Genomic DNA, 25872 nt, shown 5'->3' with positions numbered 1-25872 from the left:
GAGACGAACACCCGGTCAGGCATCCGCATCCCGATCATGGGAAACTGAGGTAGCCCTTGGCGACCGCAGCGCAGACGTACAACCGCCTCAGCAAGGCCCGCAACACGGTCCTGACATCGTCTCGAGAAGCGGCGCGCGTCACCATCCCCGGACTGATCCCTGAAGAGGGCAGTTCGGACCCGCACGACGTCACGGAGCAGCCCTACACCTCCGTCGGCGCACGCGGCGTGAATAATATCTCGGCCAAGCTCTTGGTCACCATGTTCCCTCCGGAGCGCACCTTCTTCCGCCTCGACGTCGATCAAGACACGGCGGAAGAGATGGGTTCCAAGATCGGGGACGTCCAGGCGGCGCTCGCCGGCATCTCCCGAAAGGCGATGGTCCTAGCGGAGCTTTCCCGCTCCCGCACTATCTGGATGGAGGTCTTCCGGCACCTTGTGGTGGCCGGGAACGTCCTCGTCTATCACCCCGACGACGGGACCCGGATGCGTATGTGGCGTCTGGACCAGTACGTGGTCCGCCGCAACGCCCAGGGCGACATGATCGAGGCGGTGATCCGCGAGGAAGTCTACCCCTCCGAGCTTGAGGAGGCCATTCGGGCCGCCGTCGAGATCGAAATTGAGGAAGACGAAGACCCCTCGAAGGCATCCGCGAAGGAAGAGAGGAAGGTCCCCCTCTACACGTACATCCGCCGGGTCAAGGATCAGGTGGAGCACTGGGAGGAGATCAACGACATCGAGGTACCCGGCTCGCGCGGGTCCGTCAAAGTCGACGACGCTGGCTGGCAAGCCCTTCGGTGGCAGGCCGTCCCCGGCTCCGACTACGGTCGGTCCTATGTGACCGAGTACGCAGGCGACCTCCTGACCCTCGAGGACGCCTCGCAGGCTATCCTGAAGTTCGGAGCCGAAGCCGCCCGCATCCTCCGCATCGTCGATCCGAACTCGGGCATCGACGTAGAGGAGCTTGCGACGGCCGAGTCCGGCGACGTGCTCACCGGGTTCGCGGATCGGATCAAGACGCTCCAGCTCGACAAGTCGATGGATTTCGACGTGCTCTGGAGTATCGCCCAGTCCATCGAGCGGCGGCTGAGCCAGGCCTTCCTCCTGACGACGAACGCCATCCGCGATGCGGAGCGCGTAACGGCTGAGGAAATCCGGGCCATCGCCTCGGAACTCGAAGACGCGCTGGGAGGAACCTATACCGTCCTCTCGTCGGAAGTGCAGCGGCCATACGCCCAGCGGCTCCTCTACATCCTGAGCCGCCAGAAGAAGGCCCCGAAGCTCCCGCCGAGCGTCACGCCGGTTATCGTCACCGGGTTCAACGCCCTCGGGCAGAACCACGAGACGGCGGCTCTACGCGACTGGCTGCGCGATCTCCGGGAGACTCTCGGAGAGGCCGCGCTGGACTTCCTCGACAAGCCTGAGATCGCCAAGCGTCTTGGCACCGGCAGAGGCGTGCAAGCCGTCGAGACCCTCATCAAATCCCCCGAGGCCATGGAGGCGGATCAGACGAACGCCGCCGCTGGGGACATCGCCACCGCCGTCGCCCCGCAAGTGGCGAAGGGGGCGATGGACGCAATGGCCGCTCAATAGGAGACTGAATGTCGAAACCAAATCGGGCCGCTTCGACGGCCCCTCAGCCTGAGCCGGTCGTAGAGCCGGTCGTGACCGAGCCGGAGCAGCCGAAGATCGAGGTCGAGACGGCCATCGAGGCGGTCGAGCCGGAAGTGTCGGTCGACACGAACATCAAGCTCATCGACAACACCGATCTCCCGCCCGCGGAGGCCCCCAAGGCTGACCGCGAAGAGAGCTTCAAGCTTGACGGCGGGATCGTACACACGGTTCGGTATTGATCGCCATGGAGGGCAAAGAGGATCAGATCGAGCTGTCGGAAGAGACCCAGCGTCTCGCCGAACTCGGCCGTAACGGCACCACGCCGGACACCGCTCCGGAAACCGACAAGCCTACCCGCCCCGACAACGTCCCGGAGAAGTTCTGGGACGCCGAGAAGGGCGAGGTGAACCAGGAGGCGCTCCTCAAGAGCTACCTCGAGCTCGAGAAGGGCCGAGGCAAGCCCGAGGGCGATCCTCCCGCTGACGACGCCAACGCGGTGGACCCCGACGGTGATCCGGACGGTGATCCGGACGCCGATACCGGCGAGAAGCAGGACCCGCCCAACGAGGCCCTGACGTCGGCCATCGCGGCCGCTCAGGAGGCCTACGCCACCGCAGGCGGCGACCTTCCGCAGGAGCACAAGGACGCGCTGGTCGCGGCCGGCATCCCTGCCGAGGCCCTCGAGACCTACATCGCGGGCGTCAAGGCGACGGAGCGGGCTCTTGAAGCCTCCGCTCACGAAGCCGCCGGGAGTCCTGAAGCGTTCGCTGAGGCGACCGCGTGGGCGGCCGAGAACTGGTCTCCGGAGGAGATCGCCGCGTTCAACGCCTCGGTCGGTAATCCGGCGCTCGTGAAGACCACCGTGAAGGGCCTCATGGCTTCCTTCAAGGAGGCCAATCCGGGCGAAGGCAGGCTCACGAACATCAATAACGGCCCCGTCACCGGGGAAGTCTACACGGACAAGAGCGAGTTCTTGAAGGACCTCGCCGCGGCTGACGCGGCTGGTGACAAGGCCGCCCGCATCAAGGCCGTGCAGAAGCTCGAACGGTCGAAGAAGGCCGGCACCGTCAAGGAGATCACTCCGCGGTCCGGCCCCTTCCGCCGATGACGCGATGGTCCTGGTCGGCGCGCGGATAGATACCGCAGCGCACTGATCGGGACGGGGACAGTTGGCCCGCCCCTCACTCGCCCAACAACCCTCAAGCGGACGCGCTCAGGGGGACGCCCGTGGAACTCGGGCTATTCCTGCCCGGAGAGACGCCCCTGACGGGGCCAAACAGCAGAGCGGATAGTGGTCGAGCGCGAAAGCGCAGAGGACGCTCCTCGGAAGGCCGCTGTCTCTCCGGATTATACCCAAGCTGCCAAAAGATAATCCGAAGCGGGGGCCGGCTGCGGCCGACAACCCCACTCACGCGCGGACCTTGAGGAACAACGGGACCCAAGAAACCCAACCTCAACAAAGCACGAAAGTAACATGGCAAATAGCAATCCGTCGCGTCCGGCCCTTCGCCAGGGCGGTAGCGACGTTACCGAGCTGATGCTCGATGTCCGCGGCGGCGAGGTCCTGACGGCCTACAACGCTACCACGGTCATGGACTCGCGTCACAAGACGCAGCAGCTCTCCGGCGCCAAGTCGGTCAAGTTCCCCCGCCTTCTGGAACGCAAGCGCAGAATACCACGTCCCCGGCGTGGAGATCACTGGCGGCCAGATCGCCTCGCAGGACGTGACCGTCACGCCCGACGACAAGCTGATCTCCTCGGTCTTCGTGTCGGACGTGGATGAGGAGCTCTTCGACGTCAACGTCCGGTCGCCCTACACTGAGGCCATCGGCCGCGAACTGGCCGAACACTCGGACGCGAACATCATGCGTGCGGTCATCCTGGCCTCGCGCGGCGGCGCTCTCTTCACGGGCGACAGCGGCGGCTCGAGCCTGACCTCGGCCGGCTTCGCGACCACCGCAACGACCCTCTTCGACGGCTTCAGCCAGGCGAAGGAGGCGATGGATACCAAGCGCGTCCCGGTGGACACGCAGAAGGTCTACGGCCTCCTGCTCCCGGCGCAGTGGTATCTGCTCGCCCGGTCGGACCGGAACCTCAACCGTGACTACAACGGCGGCGCGGCTTCGATCCAGAAGCACACGCTGAGCACCATCGACGACATCGAAATCCTGAAGTCGAACGTCGCCTCGCGCGTCTTCGGCGTCAACGACAGCTCGAACACCGCGATCCCCTCGTACTATCGCGCTGACTTCACGAACACTCGTGGCATCGTGTGGACCGAGTTCGCGGCGGCTTCGGCAGTCGTGCAGGACCTCGGCTTCCAGATGGTCGATCAGCCCGAGAAGCAGGGCATCCTGATGATCGGTCGCCAGATGCGCGGCACGCGCGCTCTGCGCAACAAGTGCGCGGTCGAACTGAAGATCGCTTAACTCGCACACCTAAAGGGGTCGGGCCTTTGGGCTCGGCCCCTTTTTTCGTCATTACGTAGGCCGAATTTTGGATTGTCAAGACGTTGAAGGGCCTATCCATTCGTGGCCCGACCATTGCCGGCGGGCGTATTACCGAGACGCGACCCGCCGCTATCGGGCGCGACACCCGACACGCGCGAAAGAGAGCGATCTCCGAAACCGCTACGGCCTAAGTCTGACGGATTTCCACGACTTGCTAGAAGCTCAAGGCGGCGTCTGCGCGATTTGTAGCGAACCAGAGCAGGTTAAAGACGGCCGATCTTTGGCTGTCGATCACGACCACTCGACGGGGGAAGTGCGCGGCCTTCTCTGTCAGAAATGCAACACCGGTCTCGGCAAGTTTCGAGACAGCCCGGACCTCCTTCGAGAGGCCATCAAATATCTGGAAGGTACTCGCTGATGGCGCTGCTCGCTCCCATGAGTGAACTCGAGGCGGTCAACCGGATGCTTAAGAGCATCGGTCAGGCCCCCGTGAACACCCTCGAGGTCACCGGTATCGGTGACGTCAACAAGGCCCGACAGGACCTTGAGGAAACCTCGCGCGACGTCCAGACGGCCGGCTGGAGCTGGAACACGGACGACGCCTATCCCCTTTCTCCGGACGCCAATGGGTACATCCTGATCCCCAACGGCGTCCTCGACGTGGACGCAGCGGACCCTACGGTCAACGTCGCGCAACGTCGCAATCCCCAGAACGGCTCCATGTGCCTCTGGGACCTCGACAACCGGACCTTCACGTTCACTTCCCCGGTGGACTGTAAGATCATCTGGGGCATCGCCTTCAACGATCTCCCGCAGATTGCCCGCACGTACATCTCGACGGCCGCAGCGCGGCGCTTCCAGGCTCGCGTGGTCTCCTCGACGGTCCTCGACCGATACAATGAGACTGACGAAGAGCGGGCCTGGTTTCTGCTCCAGCGCGGCGAGCGCCGGACGCGAGACACGAACGTCTTCCGCGCGAACGCTGGAGTTCGCCGTTTCTACAGCCGTCGGAGGTTCTGACCTCCAGACTGGAGGCATAGTTGGCGCTCACCACGCGCACTCTGCCGGCGATCAACAATGGCGTCTCCCGCCAGCCGGCCATTCTCCGCTCTCCCGATCAAACCGAGGATGAGCTCAATACCTGGGGCGAGATCGCTAGTGGCGTCGCCCGCCGCCCCCCTACCCGCCTAGTCGCGGAGATCGTATCGGCGGACCTCGACGGTGCCTTCATCCACCATATCAATCGTGACGTGAATGAGCGCTATCTCGTGATCGTGAACCAAGACCTCATCAAGGTCTTCGACCACGAGACGGGCGAGGAGCAGACTGTGACAGCCCCAGGCGGGCTTGATTACCTCAGCTCCCCCGGCTCCTCGTACCGCGCGATCACCGTGGCGGACTACACCTTCATCGTGAACGCGGACGTCGTCTGCGCCTTAGATGAGGTTGAAGCCGATCAGACCCCGCAGCCGGACTACTACGTCTGGCCGGGCGGTAACTCGCCGCGGGACTACGGCGTATTCCTTGGTGACCCGTCACAGGCGCCTATCGGTGGTGGGGCGTACCAGTATGGCCCGAACCCGACCGCAGGTGCCCTGACGGGAACCGTGCAGAAGTTCGAGGACCTCCCTGAGAGCCCCGCCGATGGCGAAATCTACAGGATTGCCGGCTCCGCGGAGACTGGCTTTGTCTCATACTACGTGGTCCGTAACGGGAGCGTCTGGGACGAAACTGTATCCCCTGGACTTCCCAACGCGATCTCCGCTGCGACGATGCCTCACGCCCTTGTGAGGCAGTCGGACGGGAGCTTCGTGTTCGCGCCCTTCTCCTGGAAGCCGCGCCGCGTGGGCGATCTCGTGACCAACCCAGCCCCTCCGTTCGTGAACCGCCGCCTGCGCGACGTGTTCTTCTATAAGAACCGGCTGGGCTTCCTGGTCGACGAGAGCGTCGTATTCTCGGTAGCGGGCGACTATGGTGACTTCTGGCGCCGGACGGTTCTCGATTATATCGAGAGCGACCCCCTGTCGGTTTCCGCAACGACCACCGACGTGGCCTTGCTCGACTATGCGGTCCCTTTCAACGACGGGATCATGCTCTTCAGCGCTCAGCGCCAGTTCTCCCCTATCGAATGGCGAGTCCGGGCTGTCAGCCGCGAGCATCGAGATTAACCCGGTGACCTCGTTCGTGACTTCTCCGGGTGTCCGGCCGGTCCCCCTCGGGAACCAAGTGTATTTCGCATCGGACTCCGGCGGCTACGTCGCGGTCCAGGAATACAGCCGCCTCGACGGGTCCGACGCGACCGACGCAGCGGACATCACGGCGCACGTAACGGGCCTCATCAAGACCGGCGTGTCACGCCTGATCCCGATACCCGACCTCAACGCGGTGGTGGTTCTGCGGGCGAACGCGGAGGACAGCAACAAGGCCTTCGTCTACCAGTTCTTCTGGGACGGCGAGCGTAAAATCCTGTCCGCTTGGCGGCCGTGGGACTTCGGGAACGGCGAGGTCGTCTCCGGGGTCTTCCTCGACGGCGAGCTTCACCTCCTGATTAAGCGTGACGGCTCTTTCTTCCTCGAGAAGATCGACCTCCGTCCGGAGGCGAAGACGCCGGACCAGCAGCATCTCATCTATCTCGACCGACAACTGTCGATTGAGGGGGAATACGACGCTGAGGAAGGAACAACCACGTTCACCCTGCCGTATGAGCCCAATCCGGATACCTTCAGGCTCGTTCGAGGGGCCGGGGCTACTCATCCGGAGTCCTTGATCCCGGTCGGCGGATACACTTTCGATGGCCTGACGGTCACCGTGCCGGGCAACGAAAGTAGCCACACCGCCACCGTCGGTGAGGTCTATGAGACCCGCTTGGTCTTCAGCCGTCAGTTCCCTCTGGACTACCAGGGGCGTCCATTGACGACCGGTCGTCTCCAGCTCCACACCTTCACGGTCTTCCACTCTGACACCGCCTACTTCGAGGCCAAAATCCAGCCCTACGGGCGGGACGCGGTCGCCGCCGGGGACCTGACCCAGACTGTCGTGTTTAATGGCCGAGTGATCGGCTCGAACACGTACCGACTAGGCAGTCTGCCCTACCGGACCGCCTCGTTCACCTTCCCGGTGGCCGGCGATGCCTCGCTGGTCTACGTCGCACTGACCAACTCGAGTCCCTACGCCTCGATCTGGGTCGCGGCTGAGTGGGAAGGCCTCTTCTTCTCGCGAGCCTTCGGTTGAGGGCCCGGACAGTAGAGACTTCAACGATCCCCTACGACACTCTCATGGACGCCTTGACCTACATCGGTGAGAACCTCCGAAAGGAGGACCTCGACGAGGTCAAGGCGTCCACCGAGGGTGACCCTGTGGAGACCCTGAAGGCGAGCTGGGCGGCCTCGGATCGGTCCTGGTTGATCCTCGACCGCACCGGCCTCCCTATCGGCGCCTTCGGTGTCGCCCCGGCTCCTACGCCGGGTGTCGGCATAGTGTGGCTCCTCGGGACCTCGGGGATCGAGCGGGAGTGGATCGCCGTCGCGCGGCAGACACGCCGCCATCTCGAATACATGCATGAGGACTTCCCGGTCCTCTGGAACTTCATCGACGCCCGAAACGAGCTAAGCCTTCAATGGCTCCTTCGCTCGGGCTTCCACCTAATCGACGCAGACGCGGCCTATGGCGCGGAGCGCCGGCTCTTCTTTGAGTTTGCGAGGACCGTCTAGTGTGTAACCCTATCGCTCTTGCGGCCATCGCCGTCGCCGGCACCGCGGTCTCGACCGTAGGTCAAATTCAGGCAGCCAATGCCCAAGCCGGTGCCATTAATTCCCAACTAGCCGTGCGCGAGAAGGAAATTGACCGGGCCGCCACGGCCGAGATCAATGACCGTCTCCGCGAGGCCCGCCGAGAGCAGGGCCGTATCATGGTTGCAGCCGGAGAAGCCGGCCTAAACCTTGAGAGTGGCGGGATCGAGGCTCTCCTTATCGACAGCGCGCAGCAAGCTGGCTTGTCAAACTCCCGCTCCTTGGCGAACCGGGAAAGCCGGAAGGACGCCGCACGGACTGAAGCGCAAGCGCGGATGTCATCGCGACCGACCGCTTTAGGCGCGGGGCTCCAAATCGCCCTCTCGGGCGGCAGCGCCTACGCGGGCGCCTCGAAGAAGACCTAACCTCAAGGAGCCCTGATGGCAGACTTGGCGAAGACCCGGACGCCGACTGAAGCTCGGCGCCGAGGAACCTCAAATCGCGACTATACCCTCCCGTCGCGGCGCGACACCGATGCGCCTCGACTGGAGATCAACGCCCCCATCGTCCGTCCCTCAGGCCCGGCCGAGAGCGCTGAAATCCTCGCCCGCACGCTAGGGCTGGCCACTGATGTTGCCGCCGCCATCGGCGAGAACGCGATGGAGAAGACGGCCGCCAAGCGCGCCGGCATGGGTACTCTAGATGGAGCCCGCGGGGCTCCCGATGAGGCCCTCTTCGCCAAGTCGAATGCGTACCGTGAGGCCTTCCAACTGGAGGGAGCCAAGCGAGGCGCATTCCAACTCGATCTCGACGTGACGAAGCTGATCGAAGATCGGCTGGCGGACGAGGACGATCCGGCCACGCTGGACGACATTCAGGGCATCATCGACAACGCCTTCGGGTCCTTCGCGACCGATGACGAGGGAAAGCCTCGAGACTTCGGGAACCCCAAAGCCTCCTTGGCGGTGGCCCAGCAGCTCAACGCCACGCGAACTCGGCTGATGGGTGCTGCCTACGAAGCGATCCGCGAACGGACGAACTCCGAGGCGGTCGGCCGAGTGGCCTTCAACGTCCTTCAGGAGCTCGAGCAGGGGCCGATTGCGGCCATTCCTGGAGCTCCGCCAACACTTGCGAACCTTACCCCCAAGGCGGCCGCTGTGTCCCCGGTGAAGGCGCCTACTGGCCGCTTACCGGTCCAAGGGCGGCTCACCAGCGGCTTCGGGAGCCGACGCGCACCAACCGCTGGTGCCTCCACGAACCACAACGGCATCGACATCGCGGCTCCGATAGGGGCCTCCGTCGAGGCCCCGGCGTCCGGCAAGGTCATCCGTGTTGGCAAAGACAAGAACTCTGGCAACTTCGTCGTCATCGAGCACCCCGGCGGGGTGCAGACCTCCTACAGTCACCTGAGTTCCGTAGGGGTCAAGAAGGGCGACACGGTCGAGGCCGGCTCGAGTTTCGCGAAGGTCGGCAAAACCGGCACCGCAACCGGGCCGAACCTCCACTATGTGGTTCGCGTCGACGGGAAAGCTGTCGATCCGGAGAGCTTCCGCTTTCCCGAGACAGCCACCGAAGCGACGGCCGATCCGAACCTCCAGCCCGCGCAGGCGAACGCTGAAGTCGCTGCCGCTCCCGCGCCCCTCGACTTCGAGGCGGCGATGGCCCGCGTTCCGGACACTGTCCCTCGCGGTGTGGCCAAGAAGGCCCTCCTCTCAGCGTTCCTCTCAGGAGCCGAAGAGAAGAAGCGCCCCGAGTGGTTGGACGCACTCGGGCGCTCCACCCGCAAGGATGGCTCGCCCTCATTCTCCCCTGAAGAGATCGCCACGATCCGCGGGGAGCGTGACCGGATCAAGGAGAACATGCGGGTCGAGGCGCGGCGCATCCGAACGGAGCGCTACGAGGCGAACGAAGAAATCCTGATGTCGGAGATGGCGCAAGGGCGGACGCCCAGCATCGCCACGATCCGCGAATGGGAAACCCGTGACGATATCTCGGGCCGCTTCGCTTCTGCGCTGGTCGACAGCATCGAGTCCGACGCCCGTCAGGAAGCCCGCATGGCAACCGCTGAAGCCCGTGAGGCCGAACGCTCGGCAGATGCCGACCTCGACTTCGAGGCGGGCGCTGAGGCCGACATGCGGCGCACTGGCGTTCTCCGCGGCGCGACCCATGAGGACGACGTCCGGCGCTTCGAGCGCGGCGAGTTAGGCTCCGGCCGGCGAGCTGTGGCTCGGTTCAAGATGCTGCGTGCTGCCGCCCGTCAGGGCGAGCAGGCCCGCCTCTCGGACCCTGAAGTCGCCAAGCACGCCGAGTATATCGACCACTACTACAAGCCGCCGACCCTCAAGGGGACGAGCGTCCAGCGGGCTCTTCAAGGAGCCGGTCCGGACCCCGTCGATCCCCGGCCGGCAATGCTCGCGGAATACAAGAAGCTCATCAAGAGCGGCGAGGACCCTCAGTCCGCGTACATCGCAGCAATCGCGAAGCACGGCCCCAACGACGAACGTCGGAAGAAGGCTCAGCAGCGCCGCCTCCAGGAGCTCAGGGCTCGCCAGGGAGGCCGCTAAGACCCCCTCAAGGAGACTGAATGTCCCTCACAAAGGCTGAACTCGACGAGCTGCGCCGCCTGGAGCGGGAGCTTCGGGACGAGGACGACAAGGAGCAGGGCGGGAAGCATCTCGATAAGGCCGCCGCCGCGCGGCCTACGCGGCCTCCAAAGCCCCGCCCCTTCTCGATCTACCGCGTCACCGTCGGTGGTCTCCGAGACGCCGCACAGGGTCTCATCGATACCGTAGGGGACCTTGCCGGCTACACCGCGCGCCGTGACGTCCAGCTCGGGCAGTTCTCGCAGAACCCGCTGACCGGTCTCCCCGGCGGCGGGGTCGTGGGCTCCGCCCTGGACCTCGTCAAGCGCACGCGGCCCGGAGGCGCCATCGCGGGCGCCGTCAGCTCCACCTTCGCCCCCGGTTCGGCCGGCCGCAAGGCTACCACGCTGCCGACGCTCGAAGGCGAGGAAAACGCCGGGGTCGCCGAGCGCGTCCTCCGCGGCCTGACCTCTTACGCCATCCCCTTCACCGGCTACGCCAAGGCCGTCGGGATCGCTCGTGGGGCCACCTGGCTCGGCCGGGCGGGCCGAGGTATGCTTGCCGGCGCCGCTGTCGATTTCACCCAGTCCGATCCGGTCTCCGGCAACATCGCCAACGCGCTCCGCGACGGCTTCGGGCTGAAGTCGGACGTCCTAGACGCGCTCGCAGCGGAAGACGATGACGACGCCCTCGAGACGCGCTTCCGCGCGGCCGCCGTGGGCGCCCCTATCGGCCTCCTCGGCGATGCGGCCTTCGAGGTCGGCTCCAAGGCGATCCGCGCCTACCGCGCCTGGAAGGGTACGGCTGATGAAGCGGCCGCCACGGTCGCCGCTCTGAAGAAGGATGTCAAGCTCGACCCGAAGGCGCGCAACCTTCCCACCGTCGCCAACGACAACGTCTCGCGCGGTGCGAACGACAACGCAGCCGGCGCTGCGGATGCCGAGTTCTCGGACATCCCCAAGGGCGCCTACGATCCCTCCAAGGACGCCAAGGCGGCCCCGAACGTCACCGACTTCGAGGACGTGCTCGACTACCTGAAGCGGAAGTCGGGTGACCTCGAGGTCGACGAAGCGACTGCCGCACGGTTCGCTGAGAACCTCCTGTTCGGCGACCCCGAGAACGCCCTCGCCAAGATCGGCATTGATCCGGCGAAGCTCGACTTCTCCAAGTTCGACGATCCCGACATGCTCGGCCGTCTCCAGAAGGGGATGGCGGAGCTGTACGAGACTTACGCCTCCAAGCTGGGCCGCTCGAACCTCCGCATCACGGAAGCCGCAACGGCCTCCGCAGCGCGCTCTCTGGCCTCCACCGCGGATGTCCTGAAGTCCGTCCACGGCTCCACGTCGAACCTCGCTGAGGAGCTGATGGGTGCCCGGATGTTCGTCGGCGCACACGCTCACAAGCTGCTCGCGCTGGCCGACGAGGCCGCGACTGAGATCGTGAGTGGCGGCGCCGGGGCCAAGTGGGCCGAGTTCCTCGAAGCCTTCCACCGGCACGCCTATTACCTGGGCGCCCTGCGCGGTGCCGGGTCGGAGGTCGGTCGGGCGCTGCGCTCCCTTCAGACGCTCGCCAAGGTCAGCAAGCCGAAGGCGGCCAAGACGGTCACTGATGCCCTGGAGACAGAGGCAGTCAGTACCGGCCGCGCTGTGTCCGAGAACCGCGTCGTCCAAGGGGCCTCCGAGTTCGCTGAGCGGCTCGTGACGGATGCCGAAAAGCTGGAAGCCCTGGCACGCCTCACTTCCCTCGGCGGCGACGTCGGGGAGCTCTCGCGGCACGTCCGTCGGGAGAACATGAGCGTCCTGAGGAGGCTTGACGGAGCCCTTAAGGAAACCGTCGGGAACCTCTTCTCGTCCGCCACGGCGATCTACAACGTCGCCTCCGGCGCTACCATGCTGGGATCGCGCATCCTGGAACGGACGATGTCGATGATGGCCCGACTGGCCCTCGCCCCTCTGGGCGGGAAGGCGGCCGGCGCCCAGGCTCGGCTGGCAGTAATGGATGCGTGGGCCTATTCCCACGGGCTGGTTTCCAGCTTCGGCGAGGCCTTCGCGAACACGATCCGCGTCCTGGAGAAGGAGGGCGGCTCCGAGCTGTCCCTCAACCTGGACACGCTGGGTCTCCACAAGCTCGCCATGAAGGCCGCTGACCGCTCCAACCGGGCGGCCGGTGAGATCATCGACGGCTCCTTCGAGCGCGCCGACGTGAAGAGCTATCGCAACCTCGCGATCCTCCCCTCGGAGTGGCGCGCGATGCAGCAGATGGCCCGCGAAATGCCGGGCCCAGAGTTCCTCCAAGAAGGCCTTGCCGCGTTCGCGCGGGTGATCGCCGGGTCGACCAACGTGGTCGGTTCGCTGTCGCGTCTCGGGACGATCCTGTTCATCAACCTCCCTGACCAGTTCATCGGGACCCTTGCGGCCCGTGCCGGCGCCTACAGCCACGCGGTGCGAACCGCGGCGAGCGAGGCGGCGGAGCTGGGCCTGGAGGGGCCAAGCCTGAGCCAGTACCTCAAGGCCCGAACGATCCAGCTCGCCGATCACTCAGCCGGTTGGTCGGACGATGGCTTCGAGGCCGGAGTTCGGGAAGCGGTCGGCGCGGCCGGCGAAGCTGAAGCTCGGGAAGTCCTGTTCCAGGACGAGCTGGAGCTCATCATCACGCAGAAGATGAACGACGGGTTGGGGGCGACCCCGCTGCTCCACCTTGTGGTGCCGTTCATCAAGACCCCGCTCCGCATCTTGGAGCGGACCGCCATCGACTACACCCCCTGGGCCTCCTCAAGGACCGCATCAGGAAGGCCATCGTGGCCGGCGGGCCAGAACGGGATGAGGCGCTCGCGCGCATCTCGATGGGCCTGATCGCGATGTCGACGGCGTTCGCTCTGGCGGACGACCGGACCATCGTGGGCAACGACGGCGGCTACACGAGCTCCGCCCGGACGGGCCGCCCCAGCTACTCGCTGCGGGTCGGCGACGACGTCTACGAGTTCAGCCGCATCGATCCTCTCGGCACCTTGCTGGGGATCGGCGCGGATCTCCGAGACTACTTCCGGACCATCGAAGGGGACCCCGATGCCCCCCGAGATGATGGGGCAGCTCATCGAGGCCACCTTGTGGTCCCTGACGGCGAACATGCTGTCGAAGACCTGGCTGACCTCGCTGCGGAACCTCACGGACCTCGCAGGGGCCACCTCGGACGAGGACTTCTCGTCTCGTGTGGATCGCTTCATCCAAGGCTTCGCGACCCGCTTCGTTCCCGCGTCCGGCGTTCAGCGCCAGGCGGAGAAGTGGGGCGACGAGGCGATGCGTCAGGCGATGACCTTCAACGATCAGTTGATGAAGGCCTCGCTCGGCGCCTCGACGCTGCCGGTCCGCCGGGACCCGCTCCTGGGCCGCCCGGTCCCCCTCGAGGGCCTCGACCGACTGGTCGGGCTCCGCGCTGGGGTCGGGTCCAACGAGGACGCCGATCCGTTGGCGGCCGAACTCGAGCGCCTCTCCTTCAAGGTCCCCGGCTCTCGGCGGACCGTCGAGGGAGTGAAGCTCACAGCGGCTCAATACAGCCGGCTCCTCGAGCTGAAAGGTCAGGTCGTTCGCAACGCGCGGACCGGACTGACGCTGGAGGAAACCCTCCAGACCCTGATTGAACTCCCTGAGTATGCCGAGATGGCTGACGCCGCGCGCGTCGAAGCGATCCGGAAGGAGATGGAGGGCTTCAGCCGCTTGGCCACAGACGCCCTCCTCCAGGAGGATAAGGGGTTCGCCTACAAGGCCCTCCGGCAGGAGGTCTTTGAGGCCGGCGAGCTCCGCGGGGCAACCCGTGAACAGAACGAGAGCGAGGCCCAGCGCCTTGCCCAACAGCTTGGTCTCCAACCGAGCGAGTAACGAAAGAACCATAGAACATGGCAAACGTCACTTCCTACCGCAACGACACCATCCCTCAGCTCAGCCGTGGCCTCAGTGTCATCAGCAAGAGCGTCACCCTCGCCGCCGACGCGGCGGACAACGCCGACACCATCGAAATCTTCACGGTTCCTGTAGGTGAGAACTTCCGCCTCTTCGACGCCTCGCTGAAGGTCGGCGGGACCCTCGGCGCAAGCTGCACGGTCCAGCTCCGCGCGAACCGCGGCGGAACCCGAACGGTCCTTACGGCGGCCACGACGGCCGGCGGAGCCAGCAAGGTTACCGGCGCCGCGCAGACGACCGTCCCCTTCGACCTGGCCAGCGGCGACATCATCGAACTCTTGGTTGGCGGTGCCGACATCGCCGCCTCGGCGGCCGTCGAAGTCGACCTCAAGGTCAGCCGCCGCTGATCGCTTCCGAGGCCGGGCGAGTTCCCGGCCTCACCCCCTACTTCTGAAGGAACCCAATGGCGACCCAAGTGGTCTACGTGGGTGACGGCTCGACCGTCACCTACTCGATCCCGTTCGACTATAAGTCGAGCACCACCGATCTGAACGCGACGGTCGACGGCGAAGCGACCGAGTTCTCCCTCGACAACCCCTCGACCCTTAGGTTCGCAGCCGCTCCTGACACCGGAGCGCGTATCAAAATCTTCCGCTCCACCCCGTTCGAAGATCGTGAGGTCGAATTCGCCGATACCGCCGTTCTCGGCGCGTCCGATCTGAACGTCGACAGCGATCAAGTTTTTCGCAAGGTTCAGGAGATTGCTGACGACGCGGCGGCGATCACTGCTCGGGCGGTCAGGACTCCGGAAGGTGAGTCGATTGCCGCACTGCCAAGCGCCTCAACACGGGCTGATAGTCTAGCGTCGTATGACACTGACGGGAACCCCTCTGCGCTTAGCGTGGCGGCCGCGCGGACTCTCTTTAAGGGCGAGCCCGGCGCAGCAGGCAACGTCGCCGCCGATCTGACCCAGCTCAAGGCGGCGGCGATTGCCAACGTCACGATGATCTATGACGGGGCGACCTTCAATTGGACCCCCGGTGATTTCACCGGAGACGATGACGACATCAACATCATCGAAAGCGACAACGAGCCATTGAGTGGGGGCGCATGGGTACGTCAGGGGGCGCAGTCGGTCACGTTCCAACAGGCGGCGACGGGTTCCCAGATTATCGATCTCAACCACAAGGTTGCGGAACAAATTAGCCTCCTTGACGTGCTCACACCAGCCGAGCGGGCCGACGTGATGTCTGGAACGAACTCCATAGACATCACCGCAAAGTTCAAAGCCCTGCTTGAATGGGTAGAAGCCAACCGTCCTGGTGCTGAAATCGACGCGACTATGGTTCGCGGAACCTGGCACTGGTCGGTAAACCCATTTGCCGATCTCTACCGATGCCGGGCCAAACTTCGGCTTGGATCGGTTGTGATAACGAAGGACGTTAACACCAACGTCACTGGCGGCGGGCCAATCAAGCTCCCGTCGAACCTGTCCATCGAGGCGCAGCGGGTAACGATCCGCGCGTCAGCCAAGATCACCACGCTTTCGGAAAACACGGCGCCCGCGATTGGCGTCGTTCAGTCGCATGTCTGGCAAACCTATGTCACCGGCACCGCGGGGGCGTCGACGCTGACGGCACAGTTCGCGGGCGGCATCCAGCCCGGTGCGCGCTTGCTGATCCTGGCGCACGATGAAGACAGCTATATCGAGCACACGCTTGACGGTGCGTTAGGGACTGGCACCGGGGCAATCGCCTTCAACGAGACCGCCAGCACGACACTCGGGACGAGTAACCTCGTCTATCTGCTGATCGGAAGCGAGATCGTCGAGGTGTCTGCATCGGGTGGATCGTTCACGATGACGGGCCGGGGCATGTTCGGGACTGCTGCCGAAGCACACGCCGACAATGCTGTTGTAAAGGCGCTGGTTGGCGGCATCTACAATGTCGTCTCAAAGGATGGAACTACGATCACCATTGCCGAAACGCTGGCGCGTAGTTTCACCAACTCGGTCGGGTTTTTCGGCATGGTCGATACGTCACTGACCAATATCGACATTGATGGGACGTATGATCGCACGTCGGGGTGGGCGCAATTCGCCGCGCTGGCGCTGCCGATTGCAAAACGGTTCACGGTCACAGGCGCTCGCCTGTCTCGCGGATCACATGGCGGCGTGATTGCGTTCGGATCGACGGGCTGTTCGTTCGACTTCGACCTCATCAGCGGATGCGGGAAGCCGGCCGACAATCTGGGTTCGTCAATCTGGGTGTTCGGCCGGAACGACAATATCAGGATGAACATCCGTCGGATCGAGGATGGGTATATTGGCTGGGCCATCGACAACAAGAGTTACGGCATCAGCTATTTCGCGGCAGATGGTCCTAACCGAGCTTGCTGGCTGACCATCGGGCTTATCACGTCGCACGACGTGGAGGGGGAGCTAAGCGGCTCTACGAACTGCTCGGTTCAGACGGGCGTTGCCGAAACGGCGCGCGCGGTGATCGTCTATGACGGACAGCCGCAGACGACAGAGCCGGTCCCGACCGGGGGAATGCGTTCGTCACCAATGCGCGGATGAACGATGCGTTGCCTGAGGGGGCGTCGGTCAACGACAACCTCGTGTCGATCAATGGGCGGACGGGGCGACATATCAAGTTCACCCTGACGCTGGGCAGCGCAGTCTATGTGTCCCCGACGGCGAATGCTTCGCTCAATTTCACGCTGAACGGCGGGCGACCCGGCGACGATGTACGGGCGGTGCCGCTCGAGGCTCTGCCCGCGCCTGTCACGCTCACCGCGTTCATTCAGGCCGAAAACTCGGCAAAGATAGTGTTCGGATCGGCCGGTTCGGGTGAGTCGACCACAAACATCGACGCGGGGACGCAGTTCAACCTGACGGTCGAAGGCCCGTGGATTGCATGACGCACCGCCTCTCAAGGACTCCCTTAAATTGACCCACAACGAACCCGCAACTCTCCTGAGGGACATCCTCGGCTTCATCTCCGGACTCGTGCCGGGGATGATCGGGGCGGCGCTCGGCGTCTTCTTCCAGGGCGCCTTACCGTGGACCCAACGCATCCTTCAATTCACCGTTGGCCTCATCGTGAGCCACTACGTTGGAGGAGCGCTGGTCGCAATGTTTCCTGATTGGCCAACCATCGTACAAGACGCGGTCAAGCTCGGGATCGGCATGTCGGCCTTTGAGGGCGCACGCCGGTTCCGCTTGGCGGCCATTGAGGTCGCTGGCCAAGCCCCCTAAGGACCTCTGGGAACACCTCAAGTCCCTCTTCGGGAAGCGCAAGTGAGCCGCGCTGCCGCCTCAGAGCTCGACGCCCTGCACGCCCTCGCGGCACGCACGCTGGCGGACGAACTGAAGCGGGCGTCGGCCGCTGCGCGGGAACCGCGGACGATCCGATCCCCTGATGGGAAGGCGAAAATCCCGAACCCCGCCTACCAGGCGCTCAACCCGCAGCTCATCGACAAGGTCCTGAAGTTCCTCAAGGACAACGGCATCGACTCCCCGGCTCGGGGATCGGCGGTGTCGAACCTCGCGGAAGCCCTCAGGGACCTCGACGTGGGCGACATGGCCTCATTCCAGTGAGCCTCTAGGAGGCCCGTACAGCGCCCTCGAGCCTCGAGTGGTCTCCTAGTACCCGAAACGTGATATTCACGCTGAGGACCCTGTTCCACGGCGTTTCACGGCATATCTGACGCGCAAGGGAGCACTGTGACCCCCGAAGAGAAGCTCAAAGGCTCCTTCATCGTCTTCCTGTGGTATGTCTGGACCCGCATCCTGGGGCTTCCTAAGCCCACGCGGGTTCAGCTCGACATCGCCGACTACATCGCCAACGGGCCGCGCAAGCGGTTCATCGCGGCCTTCCGCGGCGTCGGCAAGACGTTCCTCACGGCCGCCTACATTGTCTGGCGGCTCTGGCGCGAGCCCGATCTCAAGATCATGGTGGTGTCCGCGAACGAGCGCTTTGCGACCAAGGTCGCCGCCTTCGTCCACACCCTCATCAACGCTGAAGACCGCATCACGCGCGAGGAGGTCCCCTGGGCCGAGCTCCGCGCCGGCCCGAAGCAGAAGAACTCCACCCTCGAGTTCGACGTTGGCCCCTCATCGCCCTCAAAGGACCCTTCGGTGTTCGCCGTCGGGATCACCGGGCAGATGACCGGCGGCCGCGCTGATCTGATCCTGTTCGACGACATCGAGGTCCCCAGCAACTCCGAGACGGAGGCGCAGCGGGAGAAGATCGAGAGCCGGGCTGAGGAGGCCGCGGCGATCCTGAAGCCAGGCGGCGAGGTGATCTACCTCGGCACCTTCCAGTCCATGCAGTCGATCTATCGGCACCTCATGGAGAAGGGCTACGGGATGCGGCTATGGCCCGCCCGGTATCCCCCTGGCGGAGAAGCTCCACCTCTACGCCGACCTCCTGGCGCCGCCGCTGAAGGCCGACATCGACGCCAACCCAGCGCTGATGAAGGCGACCGGCTCGACCCTCGGCGGAGCCCCAACGGACCCTGACCGGTTCCACGAGACCGACCTCATGGAACGTGAGGCGGAGTGGGGTGCGGCCGGCTTCCAGCTCCAATTCATGCTCGACACGTCGCTCAGCGACGCCGAGCGGTTCCCCTAAAGACCCGCGACCTGATCGTGATGGACGTCCCTCCGGAGGTCGCTCCAGTTCGTGTCGCCTGGGGCGCTGCCCCGGAGAAGGTCCACAAGGACCTCGACAACGTCGGCTTCGACGGCGACCGGCTGTACGCGCCGATCTTCACCTCCGCCGACTTCCAGCCCTTCAGCGGGTCCGTCATGGACATCGACCCCTCGGGCCGCGGTAGCGACGAGACCGCCTACATCGTGACCAAGTTCCTCAACGGCGTGGTCTTCATCCGCCGCTGGGGCGGGTTCCGTGACGGCCACTCAGAGGCAACCCTGCGGCGCCTTGCGGAGATCGCGAAGGAGGAGAAGGTGAACCTGGTTCGGGCCGAGGGCAACTTTGGCGACGGCATGTTCCTGCGGCTCCTCGAGCCTCACCTCCGCGCGGTCGGCTACCCGGTCGCCACCGAAGACCACAAGGTCTCTGGGCAGAAGGAGGTCCGCATGATGGGCCTGATCCGGCCGGCGCTCCAGCAGCATCGCATCGTGATCGACACGACCGTCGTGCGGGACGACCTCCAGTCCGCCAAGCGAGCCGCACAGCTCCTCAAGGGTTCCGATAGGGGCTCCTCGATGGAGACCTCTGGGCTCTATCAGCTCACGCACCTGACCGAGGCTCGTGGTGCTCTGAAGCACGACGACCGCCTCGACGTCCTCGCCCACGCTCTCGCTTACTGGTCCAGTCGGATGAACGCCGACGCCCACGAGGCGGAGCTGAAGCTGAAGGAGGCTCAGGACCGAGAGTTCGAGCGGCTGATCTTCCAGACCCAGGTGATCCCTGTCCACTCCCGCCGGAAGACCGGCCGGGGACGCGGCAGGCGCCGTTAGGAGACCTTATGGCCTACATCACGGGACGCCGAGTGGCCCCTCCCCGACCCCGGTCGCTGGGTCCCTGGGAGGACGACCCTCTTCTCCCCCACCTCACGGTGGACGGTCCGGACCATGTGGATACCGGATTGGTCACCTCGGACGGGGACCCGATCTATCACACTCCCCCACCCATAGGGTTCGGCCGGGATCACGAGTGGTGAGACTTGAGAACGCCTTGAGGATGCCGTGAAGGAGTCCTTGAGGTTCTCCTTAGGGTAGAAGACAGAAAGAGAAACATAGACTGGATACCGTAAGGGATACCGTAAGGGATACCGTAAGGGATACCGTAAGGGATACCGTAAGGGATACCGTCACGGAACCCTTATAGTATCCTTAAGGTATATACGTAGAAAGATCGGTCTCCTTTTCAAGGGGTCCCCTCCCCTGGGACCGGTCTCTCGCCGTGGCGGACCCTGGTCGGACACCCGGCCGGGGACTGTCCGAACCATGTAGGCATCTTTCGGACATCCATAGGCCCGTGAAACGCCGTGAAACAGGGTCTACAGCGCAGATATGGGTAAGGGGGCTATCAGGGTAGCGTGAGGAGCCTGAAGGCTCTGTACGGGGCTCCTGGGGCAAATTAGAGCATATACGCTTTTGCGCATGTCGGGGACCTATACGCTGGACCGTATAAGTCGATCACTTTTGGCGCACAATTCCGAGACCCCATATACGCGCGCTCGACACCGCGGTTCCCCCCATAGGGGTGGGTGGCACGGTTCTTGCTACGCGCGTCGCGTCTTCCCCTGTCCGCAAGGCGCCACGCCGTCCTCTTGGCGCAACATGCTGGCACAATTGACGCGGACCCCTCGCAAATCAGCCAATCGGATGGCGGATTGTGCGCCAGACGGGCACGGTGGAGGGGCTGGAGGGGCGAGGGACGGCAGGGGACGGGGCTGGCTTGATCCGTACAGCGAGGCGAGCGCCTGTTAGCCCCTGCCTTTTTCGATCCGGGGACCATCGCGGAGGCCTTAGCGGAACCCTGCCGGCTGCCTTGAAGCACCCCTGAAGCGCCAAAAACGCCCCGCTAAGTGCTTGATGCACAAGGGAAACCGAAAAAAGTCGAGAAAATCACGTTAGGGGGATTGTATCGGACACCGGATTAATCCATATTCCTGTTGTCGCCGGATGATCCGGACGCGGGGCGAAAGACCTCCGGCGGCGGACCTAGGGTCCCCTGCCTTGTGCTGTAATGGCCGGGCTTGGATGCCAAGGGGTTCTGCGGCTCCCGTTACGTCTAGTCGGACGGTTCTCGCGGTTCTCTAGCGGCTCCAATCGGAACCCGCCAAGGTCCGCCACGGTGGAGCCTAACGCGACGCGTTAGGATCGAACGGCGATAGATAAGCCTTCCCTTAGGTCCGTCCGGGGGAAGCTAGAGGGACCGCTAAGCCCCCTCGATTGATCCGCCTCTGTTTGGCGGCTTAGCCTTGTCGGACGATGGGAGAACCATCTTGCGGCACGCATGGCCCTTCCTAGTCGCGCAAGCGTCGGATGGGCTAACAGTGGGACCGCGCCTTGTGCGCTGCAAGCTGGAAAACATGCGGGCGGCTTGAGTAGGCTACAGCGTTCAGTCCGCGCAAGAGGTCTGGTTACCGGCGATATGCGTCCTGCGGAGGGATATGCATTGCTAGGGCAGGGCCAAGCCGTCCCGCAAGGGGTCGCCGTGTGGCGTAGAGGCTTACGAAAAGGGAAACAGGGCGAGTGCCGAGTGCGACGGATCACGCTCGCCCCGGTTTCTTTTGGGGATGCGTTAGGGGACTTCGACCCGGTGCACCGACTAGTCGGACGAACCTAACACGCTGCGCAGCCATCCCCAAAAGAAGCCGTCCGGATCACCCGGATTGCACCCGATACTCACGTTTAGGGGACCGTCATGTCCAACCGCAGCATCCGCGAAGATGAGGAAAGCCTCGCGCTTTCAATGTTCATTCTCGGGGCCGTCACGGGGGTTTTGATCTCGTTCCTCTTTGCTGACCTGTTCATCTGAGGAGGCGAACAATGTTCACGTTCAAGGGAGCGGTTGCGATTATCGCGGCTGCGGAAGCTGTCGTTGGACGGCTATCCTATGCGGCGCGCACCGCGCTTCTGGATGAGCACTATCCGGGGACCGCTGTCGCCACGCTGGCTGACGCGGCGCGGGTGAAGCTGTGAAGGCCGGTGACGTCAAAGTGGTCGGAACCATCGACCTGACGCCCACATGGGAAGAGACGGCGGGGATCATCTCCATGATCCTCCAGAACGGCAATTACGACGGCATCAAGGCCGCCGAAGCGGAGCTGTTCCGCATGGCGCGGCTGGCTGACGCCTACGTCGCGCAGAGCAAGGGCGACCTGAAGTGAGCCCGCTTGGAACCCTCCGCCACCACGTCACGGGCGCAATCGAGCGCGGTGAGGCGACCGCCATCATCGGCAAGGTCGCCACGCATCGCCTTGTCATCCGCGAGCCTGACGGGACGGTCTGGCTGGATCGCTACCTTGCGGTTGAGTCCGACCACGAGGCGATCAACGATCAGGCGGACCACTGGAAACCGCCGTATTCCCTCGCGGAACCCGGTCGCTACCGTTCGGAGCTCTACCGGATGGGCGAGGCGAAACCCTACAGCATCATCGGATAGGAGCCGGCCATGTTCCAAGTCACCAACCGTGACCGTGCGGACTGGGCGCGCATCGCTCAGGACGCCTTCGACGCTCAGGTCTACTTCCCCGGCTCCGGTCGATCCGTCGATGACGTTGAGCCTCTGTCGACCCGGATCAAGGACCTCATCACGGGCTTGACCCACCTCGCCCGGTTGGAAGCCGGAGTGGCGGACGTCGAGGCCTTCGTCCTGTCGGCTCTCCGGATGCACGACATGGAGGCCGCTGAGGACCCGGACAGCAACGAGGGGGATAGTGATGGATGACAGCTATCTCCAAGTCCGTCCGGTCAAGCCGGTCGACGGCTCTTTCGAGCGGGCGTTTGCGGGTGACCGTATTGCCGCTTGGGGGCTTTACGAGGCTGACACCGACGGCCTTCCAATGTGGCTGGCCGATTACCCTACCGAGGCCGCCGCAACCACTGTCGCCATTCGGGCTGGATGGGCGCGTGGCCTCGACGTCCACTTCGACCACCTCGACGGAACCACTTCAATCCGGAGGGCTGACCATGCTGACCACGCTTGACCGCCTGACGTTCGGCCGCAAGGTCCCTGACGGCTCCTTCGTGGACGCCTTAGACTGGGCGCGCTTCGAGGCTCGTCACGTCGCCCCTGCGTTTCCGGCGGGATACACTGTGATCCACGCCGAGGGCGCATGGCGCGATGAGGCGACCGGCGAGCCCGTTCACGAACCCGCGACGATCATCGAGGTCGCCCATGACGGGTCGGAGGAGAGCGTCAAGGCGCTCTTGGCGGTCGCTAGGGTCTATAAGGCGCTCTACCGGCAGGACACCGTGATGCGCTCAACGTCACCCGTGCGGGTCGACTTCATCTGATAGTCACGTTTCAGGGAGGATATGAGATGCGTGTCTTTCGTGTGCAGCGCGACTGCGGTCAGGGGCCGTTCCAGGGAGAAGGCCAGCGGGTCCTCGAATATGCGCTGGGACGCCCGAGCCACTATCAGGCCATGCCCTGTCCTTGGGAGGACGGAATACTGAATGGCGGCGGGCGTCCATGCGGCTGCGCTACGATCCGCGACGTCATCCGCTGGTTTCCGAAGCGCGCCCGTCAGGCGCTCCATGACCGGGCCTACAAGCTCTTCGAGTTCGAGGTTCCGGATCAGCACGTTCTCAAGGGCGGCGTTCAGGTCGTCTTTGATCCGACCCAGGCGGAGGTCGTCGCGTCGTACCCACTCGCCGCCTAACCAATGTTCACGTTTACGGGATGTTCCTCCCATCCCGATTGTCGAGGCTGCGGCCTCCTCCTACTCCAGCCTCGACCTGACGCGCGGGTCTCGCATCCGCGCGTCTAGCCGGCGCTGGGCCGGATAATGCCAAGGAGAATTATCATGCTCGACACCGAACTTCGTGAGCACGACGCCTCGCTCATCACCGTTACGCCGACCGGTGAAGCGGCTGATGCGAACCTGCTGCCGATCAGTCACGAACCTGTCGGCGCGAAGCGCCAAGCACGGGACCTGAAGCCCCTTGTCTGGGCCGGCAAGCTGACACCCGCCCCTGATGCGGCCGCCGTCGCGGACTCGGTCATGCTGTTTGCTGACGATATCCGCGCGGTCGGGATCGACCGGGATGAAGTCGCCTATATCCTCCTCGGCGACCCGCTCGCCCCGGATACCGCTGGCGTCTGGATCACCACGCGCGACCAGGAGGTCGGCGACGCCGCCGTCTTCACCCGCATCATCTGACCAACCTCGACCTGAAGGGCGGGCGGTTCTCGCTGTCCGCCCTTTTAGCCGACGTCGTGTCGGGATCAGAACAAGGAACAGAATTATGTGCTTTGGTGGCACTGCCCTCGTCGATGACGTCCCTGCCATCGCCGACTTCATCCCCGCCGCTGAGCGTCCGGTCGGATCGACTGCCATCGCGCGCGAGCTCGGCGCTCGTCTCGTAGACGAGAATACCGTCGACTGGAGCGACAACGGTTACAAGATCGCCGATCAGCCGTTCCCCGTGTTCATGCTCACGCTCGAAAAGTTCGGGCCGGCCCTCGAGGCCGGATATATCCACGCATAGGGAGACACGTCATGCTCATCTATCGGATGGAGGATGAAGCTGGTCGGGGGCCGTTCTACGGCACGGCTTGGCCTGTGCTGGGGTGGGAGGAGTTCCGCAAGTTTGTTGCGGAAATCACCGCTTCTTCAAGAGCCATCGCGGAGACGTTGAACGACCTTCGATATGGTTCAGCCAGCCGCCGCTGGGAGCGCCTCGAGCGCGATTTCGGTCGCCCTCCGATCTTTGGAGCCCCAGACCTCGAGTGCTTCGAGCGGTGGTTTCCGCTTCGGTATCGTCGCCTCTACGTAGCCGCAGGGTTCCGGCCGGTGGTCTATGACGTCCCGGCCAAGGCCGTCGAAATGGGAACGTCGGAGGCTGAGCGCATGTTCATTCCGGTCGGTCCGAAGCGTCCTCTCGATCCGGAGACCCTCGAGCCTCTTGAGAGCGCCCTCAGCGGGGCCGGGGCGGACTGGCAATGATCCGGTTCCGACTGGAAATCTACGGCCGTCCCGGCTGGTTCCGTCCCGGTGTCGAGGCCAGCTATCCCGTCGGGTCCGACAGGGAGGCCGTCAAGGAAAACCTCTGGGCAATGCTGCGGTCCTACTCCGGCCCTTTGCGTGAGGGCGAGACGTTATCGCTTGCCCAGGTCCTCACGGCTGAGCCTTCCGGACACCGCTGAGGCCCATCCAGATACTCAACGGCACCCACAACGGAGCCGCATAGGCCGTCCAGATTGGCGCGTCATCGCTGCCGACTACGGCCGCCGTCACGAACAGCACGAGGCCACCGACCGCGGCCGCTGAAAGGATCAGCGTCACGAGCGCGACGAAACCGCTCGTCCACGTCTGAGAGATGCTCCGCATGGGGCGGAGTCTGCCACAAGGAGAAGCACTATGTCCACCGTTCTGGCGGAACGCCTTGGCGTGCGCCTTACACAGGACGGCACGGAGGGCCGCGTCTATGGCGGCGATCCGAACCTGATCCACGTCCCCGACGGTAAGCGCGCCGATCTCGGCAAGGCCCTAGCCACCGACCTCGATCACCTCATGCGCGTTGGTGCGCGCGGGAGGACTCTCCACCAGGCCTCGACTCAGCCGCTCTGTCCGGGCTGCTACATGATCGTCGGGTTCGACATGCTGGTCACTCTGGCGGACCGCAACGGTCAGTCGCGGACCGAGCTGGCCAACTCCATGATCCGGGCGTTCGAGCATCTGCGCGACAACCCGGAAGGTCCGGGGCTGGTCGAAGAGATCGCCGTGGTGCTCGACCCTGAAGAGGAGTCCGTGTGATGGACGCTCTGAGCTCTCGGAACCTCCAAAAATATGGCCTTAGGCGGGGGGTTTATGACGGAAGCAACGGTCGTCGATTTGTGCTGTTCGACCGGACAGACGAATTGACCGAGGTTCGGCGGGAATACTCTACCAAGTCG

Annotated in this window: 31 protein-coding genes and 1 pseudogene; 31 read left to right on the top strand and 1 reads right to left on the bottom strand. The window is 64.3% G+C overall.

What is annotated here, in order from left to right; all coding sequences use genetic code 11:
• Nucleotides 1-56: 56 nt before the first annotated feature.
• The 30 genes and pseudogenes from LRS12_RS08235 to LRS12_RS08095 all read left to right on the top strand — a co-directional run bounded on the left by LRS12_RS08235 (nucleotide 57) and on the right by LRS12_RS08095 (nucleotide 24922).
• Nucleotides 57-1592 (top strand): portal protein, encoded by a 1536-nt coding sequence (locus LRS12_RS08235; protein ID WP_257844149.1) that lies wholly within the window; start codon nucleotides 57-59, stop codon nucleotides 1590-1592.
• A gap of 8 nt (nucleotides 1593-1600) precedes the next feature.
• Nucleotides 1601-1852 carry a hypothetical protein gene (locus tag LRS12_RS08230; RefSeq protein ID WP_257844148.1) on the top strand — a complete coding sequence of 84 codons (252 nt, stop codon included), beginning with the start codon at nucleotides 1601-1603 and terminating at the stop codon, nucleotides 1850-1852.
• Nucleotides 1849-2721 (top strand): hypothetical protein, encoded by an 873-nt coding sequence (locus LRS12_RS08225; RefSeq protein WP_257844147.1) that lies wholly within the window; start codon nucleotides 1849-1851, stop codon nucleotides 2719-2721. The genes LRS12_RS08230 and LRS12_RS08225 overlap by 4 nt, the downstream gene beginning before the upstream one ends.
• A gap of 556 nt (nucleotides 2722-3277) precedes the next feature.
• Nucleotides 3278-4042: pseudogene (locus LRS12_RS08220) on the top strand (hypothetical protein); the annotation flags it as partial.
• Nucleotides 4043-4109: 67 nt separating this feature from the next.
• The gene (locus LRS12_RS20305) at nucleotides 4110-4481 is read left to right on the top strand and encodes an endonuclease VII domain-containing protein (protein WP_374580593.1); all 372 of its coding nucleotides are present in this window, start codon (nucleotides 4110-4112) and stop codon (nucleotides 4479-4481) included.
• Entirely contained in the window at nucleotides 4481-5083 is a 603-nt protein-coding gene (locus LRS12_RS08215; RefSeq protein WP_257844145.1) for a hypothetical protein, read from the top strand. The genes LRS12_RS20305 and LRS12_RS08215 overlap by 1 nt, the downstream gene beginning before the upstream one ends.
• A gap of 20 nt (nucleotides 5084-5103) precedes the next feature.
• Nucleotides 5104-6231: a hypothetical protein gene (locus LRS12_RS08210; protein ID WP_257844144.1), complete on the top strand. Its 1128-nt coding sequence runs from the start codon at nucleotides 5104-5106 to the stop codon at nucleotides 6229-6231.
• 58 nt (nucleotides 6232-6289) lie between these two features.
• Nucleotides 6290-7294, top strand: a complete 1005-nt coding sequence (locus tag LRS12_RS08205; protein ID WP_257844143.1) for a hypothetical protein — start codon at nucleotides 6290-6292, stop codon at nucleotides 7292-7294.
• 44 nt (nucleotides 7295-7338) lie between these two features.
• Nucleotides 7339-7773 carry a hypothetical protein gene (locus LRS12_RS08200; RefSeq protein WP_257844142.1) on the top strand — a complete coding sequence of 145 codons (435 nt, stop codon included), beginning with the start codon at nucleotides 7339-7341 and terminating at the stop codon, nucleotides 7771-7773.
• 113 nt (nucleotides 7774-7886) lie between these two features.
• The gene (locus tag LRS12_RS08195; RefSeq protein WP_257844141.1) at nucleotides 7887-8216 is read left to right on the top strand and encodes a hypothetical protein; all 330 of its coding nucleotides are present in this window, start codon (nucleotides 7887-7889) and stop codon (nucleotides 8214-8216) included.
• A 15-nt stretch (nucleotides 8217-8231) separates the two neighbouring features.
• The gene (locus LRS12_RS08190; RefSeq protein WP_257844140.1) at nucleotides 8232-10355 is read left to right on the top strand and encodes a M23 family metallopeptidase; all 2124 of its coding nucleotides are present in this window, start codon (nucleotides 8232-8234) and stop codon (nucleotides 10353-10355) included.
• A 20-nt stretch (nucleotides 10356-10375) separates the two neighbouring features.
• Nucleotides 10376-13225: a hypothetical protein gene (locus LRS12_RS08185; protein ID WP_257844139.1), complete on the top strand. Its 2850-nt coding sequence runs from the start codon at nucleotides 10376-10378 to the stop codon at nucleotides 13223-13225.
• 213 nt (nucleotides 13226-13438) lie between these two features.
• Entirely contained in the window at nucleotides 13439-14248 is an 810-nt protein-coding gene (locus tag LRS12_RS08180; RefSeq protein ID WP_257844138.1) for a hypothetical protein, read from the top strand.
• A gap of 17 nt (nucleotides 14249-14265) precedes the next feature.
• Nucleotides 14266-14676 carry a hypothetical protein gene (locus tag LRS12_RS08175; RefSeq protein ID WP_257844137.1) on the top strand — a complete coding sequence of 137 codons (411 nt, stop codon included), beginning with the start codon at nucleotides 14266-14268 and terminating at the stop codon, nucleotides 14674-14676.
• Nucleotides 14677-14732: 56 nt separating this feature from the next.
• A complete protein-coding gene (locus tag LRS12_RS08170) occupies nucleotides 14733-16847 on the top strand; it encodes a phage tail fiber protein (protein ID WP_257844135.1) in 2115 nt (704 codons plus the stop codon).
• On the top strand, nucleotides 16844-17191 hold the full coding sequence (locus LRS12_RS08165) for a hypothetical protein (RefSeq protein ID WP_257844133.1): 348 nt from the start codon (nucleotides 16844-16846) through the stop codon (nucleotides 17189-17191). Before LRS12_RS08170 ends, LRS12_RS08165 begins: the two co-directional genes overlap by 4 nt.
• A gap of 28 nt (nucleotides 17192-17219) precedes the next feature.
• Complete coding sequence (locus tag LRS12_RS08160; RefSeq protein WP_257844132.1) at nucleotides 17220-17528, top strand: hypothetical protein; 309 nt, start codon at nucleotides 17220-17222, stop codon at nucleotides 17526-17528.
• 42 nt (nucleotides 17529-17570) lie between these two features.
• Nucleotides 17571-17870 carry a hypothetical protein gene (locus LRS12_RS08155; protein WP_257844131.1) on the top strand — a complete coding sequence of 100 codons (300 nt, stop codon included), beginning with the start codon at nucleotides 17571-17573 and terminating at the stop codon, nucleotides 17868-17870.
• A gap of 126 nt (nucleotides 17871-17996) precedes the next feature.
• Nucleotides 17997-18794 (top strand): phage terminase large subunit, encoded by a 798-nt coding sequence (gene terL / locus LRS12_RS08150; protein ID WP_257844130.1) that lies wholly within the window; start codon nucleotides 17997-17999, stop codon nucleotides 18792-18794.
• A 132-nt stretch (nucleotides 18795-18926) separates the two neighbouring features.
• Nucleotides 18927-19757 carry a phage terminase large subunit gene (gene terL / locus LRS12_RS08145; protein ID WP_257844129.1) on the top strand — a complete coding sequence of 277 codons (831 nt, stop codon included), beginning with the start codon at nucleotides 18927-18929 and terminating at the stop codon, nucleotides 19755-19757.
• A gap of 2040 nt (nucleotides 19758-21797) precedes the next feature.
• Nucleotides 21798-21950 (top strand): hypothetical protein, encoded by a 153-nt coding sequence (locus LRS12_RS08140; protein WP_257844128.1) that lies wholly within the window; start codon nucleotides 21798-21800, stop codon nucleotides 21948-21950.
• Nucleotides 21947-22138 carry a hypothetical protein gene (locus LRS12_RS08135; protein WP_257844127.1) on the top strand — a complete coding sequence of 64 codons (192 nt, stop codon included), beginning with the start codon at nucleotides 21947-21949 and terminating at the stop codon, nucleotides 22136-22138. The genes LRS12_RS08140 and LRS12_RS08135 overlap by 4 nt, the downstream gene beginning before the upstream one ends.
• Nucleotides 22135-22413, top strand: a complete 279-nt coding sequence (locus tag LRS12_RS08130; protein ID WP_257844126.1) for a hypothetical protein — start codon at nucleotides 22135-22137, stop codon at nucleotides 22411-22413. The genes LRS12_RS08135 and LRS12_RS08130 overlap by 4 nt, the downstream gene beginning before the upstream one ends.
• 9 nt (nucleotides 22414-22422) lie before the next feature.
• On the top strand, nucleotides 22423-22698 hold the full coding sequence (locus tag LRS12_RS08125) for a hypothetical protein (RefSeq protein WP_257844125.1): 276 nt from the start codon (nucleotides 22423-22425) through the stop codon (nucleotides 22696-22698).
• Entirely contained in the window at nucleotides 22691-22957 is a 267-nt protein-coding gene (locus tag LRS12_RS08120; RefSeq protein ID WP_257844124.1) for a hypothetical protein, read from the top strand. Before LRS12_RS08125 ends, LRS12_RS08120 begins: the two co-directional genes overlap by 8 nt.
• Complete coding sequence (locus tag LRS12_RS08115) at nucleotides 22941-23267, top strand: DUF3574 domain-containing protein (RefSeq protein ID WP_257844123.1); 327 nt, start codon at nucleotides 22941-22943, stop codon at nucleotides 23265-23267. Before LRS12_RS08120 ends, LRS12_RS08115 begins: the two co-directional genes overlap by 17 nt.
• 26 nt (nucleotides 23268-23293) lie before the next feature.
• A complete protein-coding gene (locus LRS12_RS08110; RefSeq protein ID WP_257844122.1) occupies nucleotides 23294-23635 on the top strand; it encodes a hypothetical protein in 342 nt (113 codons plus the stop codon).
• A gap of 144 nt (nucleotides 23636-23779) precedes the next feature.
• Entirely contained in the window at nucleotides 23780-24136 is a 357-nt protein-coding gene (locus LRS12_RS08105) for a hypothetical protein (protein WP_257844121.1), read from the top strand.
• 85 nt (nucleotides 24137-24221) lie between these two features.
• Nucleotides 24222-24464, top strand: coding sequence for a hypothetical protein (locus tag LRS12_RS08100; RefSeq protein ID WP_257844120.1), 243 nt, complete (start codon nucleotides 24222-24224; stop codon nucleotides 24462-24464).
• Nucleotides 24465-24475: 11 nt separating this feature from the next.
• Nucleotides 24476-24922: a hypothetical protein gene (locus LRS12_RS08095; RefSeq protein WP_257844119.1), complete on the top strand. Its 447-nt coding sequence runs from the start codon at nucleotides 24476-24478 to the stop codon at nucleotides 24920-24922.
• A 171-nt stretch (nucleotides 24923-25093) separates the two neighbouring features.
• On the opposite strand, the gene LRS12_RS08090 is transcribed toward LRS12_RS08095, so the two are convergent.
• A complete protein-coding gene (locus LRS12_RS08090) occupies nucleotides 25094-25261 on the bottom strand; it encodes a hypothetical protein (protein ID WP_257844118.1) in 168 nt (55 codons plus the stop codon).
• A 75-nt stretch (nucleotides 25262-25336) separates the two neighbouring features.
• Between LRS12_RS08090 and LRS12_RS08085 the strand changes: the two genes are divergently transcribed.
• Nucleotides 25337-25732, top strand: coding sequence for a hypothetical protein (locus LRS12_RS08085; RefSeq protein ID WP_257844116.1), 396 nt, complete (start codon nucleotides 25337-25339; stop codon nucleotides 25730-25732).
• The last annotated feature ends 140 nt before the right edge of the window (nucleotides 25733-25872 follow it).

Origin of the sequence: Sphingomonas sp. J344, from assembly GCF_024700005.1 — a bacterium.
Lineage (GTDB): Bacteria > Pseudomonadota > Alphaproteobacteria > Sphingomonadales > Sphingomonadaceae > Sphingomonas.
Note: the sequence above shows the minus strand (reverse complement) of the source record. Positions and strands in the feature narration are given on the sequence as shown.

Bases quoted from the DNA above. Each gene is read 5' to 3' on its own strand.
- LRS12_RS08165 (WP_257844133.1), top strand. From the start codon at position 16,844: ATGAACGATGCGTTGCCTGAGGGGGCGTCGGTCAACGACAACCTCGTG.
- LRS12_RS08105 (WP_257844121.1), top strand. From the start codon at position 23,780: ATGCTCGACACCGAACTTCGTGAGCACGACGCCTCGCTCATCACCGTT.
- LRS12_RS08115 (WP_257844123.1), top strand. From the start codon at position 22,941: ATGCTGACCACGCTTGACCGCCTGACGTTCGGCCGCAAGGTCCCTGAC.
- LRS12_RS08200 (WP_257844142.1), top strand. From the start codon at position 7,339: ATGGACGCCTTGACCTACATCGGTGAGAACCTCCGAAAGGAGGACCTC.
- LRS12_RS08095 (WP_257844119.1), top strand. From the start codon at position 24,476: ATGCTCATCTATCGGATGGAGGATGAAGCTGGTCGGGGGCCGTTCTAC.
- LRS12_RS08125 (WP_257844125.1), top strand. From the start codon at position 22,423: ATGTTCCAAGTCACCAACCGTGACCGTGCGGACTGGGCGCGCATCGCT.
- LRS12_RS08140 (WP_257844128.1), top strand. From the start codon at position 21,798: ATGTTCACGTTCAAGGGAGCGGTTGCGATTATCGCGGCTGCGGAAGCT.
- LRS12_RS08230 (WP_257844148.1), top strand. From the start codon at position 1,601: ATGTCGAAACCAAATCGGGCCGCTTCGACGGCCCCTCAGCCTGAGCCG.
- LRS12_RS08100 (WP_257844120.1), top strand. From the start codon at position 24,222: ATGTGCTTTGGTGGCACTGCCCTCGTCGATGACGTCCCTGCCATCGCC.
- LRS12_RS08110 (WP_257844122.1), top strand. From the start codon at position 23,294: ATGCGTGTCTTTCGTGTGCAGCGCGACTGCGGTCAGGGGCCGTTCCAG.
- LRS12_RS08170 (WP_257844135.1), top strand. From the start codon at position 14,733: ATGGCGACCCAAGTGGTCTACGTGGGTGACGGCTCGACCGTCACCTAC.
- LRS12_RS08190 (WP_257844140.1), top strand. From the start codon at position 8,232: ATGGCAGACTTGGCGAAGACCCGGACGCCGACTGAAGCTCGGCGCCGA.
- LRS12_RS08085 (WP_257844116.1), top strand. From the start codon at position 25,337: ATGTCCACCGTTCTGGCGGAACGCCTTGGCGTGCGCCTTACACAGGAC.
- terL (WP_257844129.1), top strand. From the start codon at position 18,927: ATGGACGTCCCTCCGGAGGTCGCTCCAGTTCGTGTCGCCTGGGGCGCT.
- LRS12_RS08180 (WP_257844138.1), top strand. From the start codon at position 13,439: ATGCCCCCCGAGATGATGGGGCAGCTCATCGAGGCCACCTTGTGGTCC.
- LRS12_RS08175 (WP_257844137.1), top strand. From the start codon at position 14,266: ATGGCAAACGTCACTTCCTACCGCAACGACACCATCCCTCAGCTCAGC.
- LRS12_RS08185 (WP_257844139.1), top strand. From the start codon at position 10,376: ATGTCCCTCACAAAGGCTGAACTCGACGAGCTGCGCCGCCTGGAGCGG.
- LRS12_RS08215 (WP_257844145.1), top strand. From the start codon at position 4,481: ATGGCGCTGCTCGCTCCCATGAGTGAACTCGAGGCGGTCAACCGGATG.
- LRS12_RS08120 (WP_257844124.1), top strand. From the start codon at position 22,691: ATGGATGACAGCTATCTCCAAGTCCGTCCGGTCAAGCCGGTCGACGGC.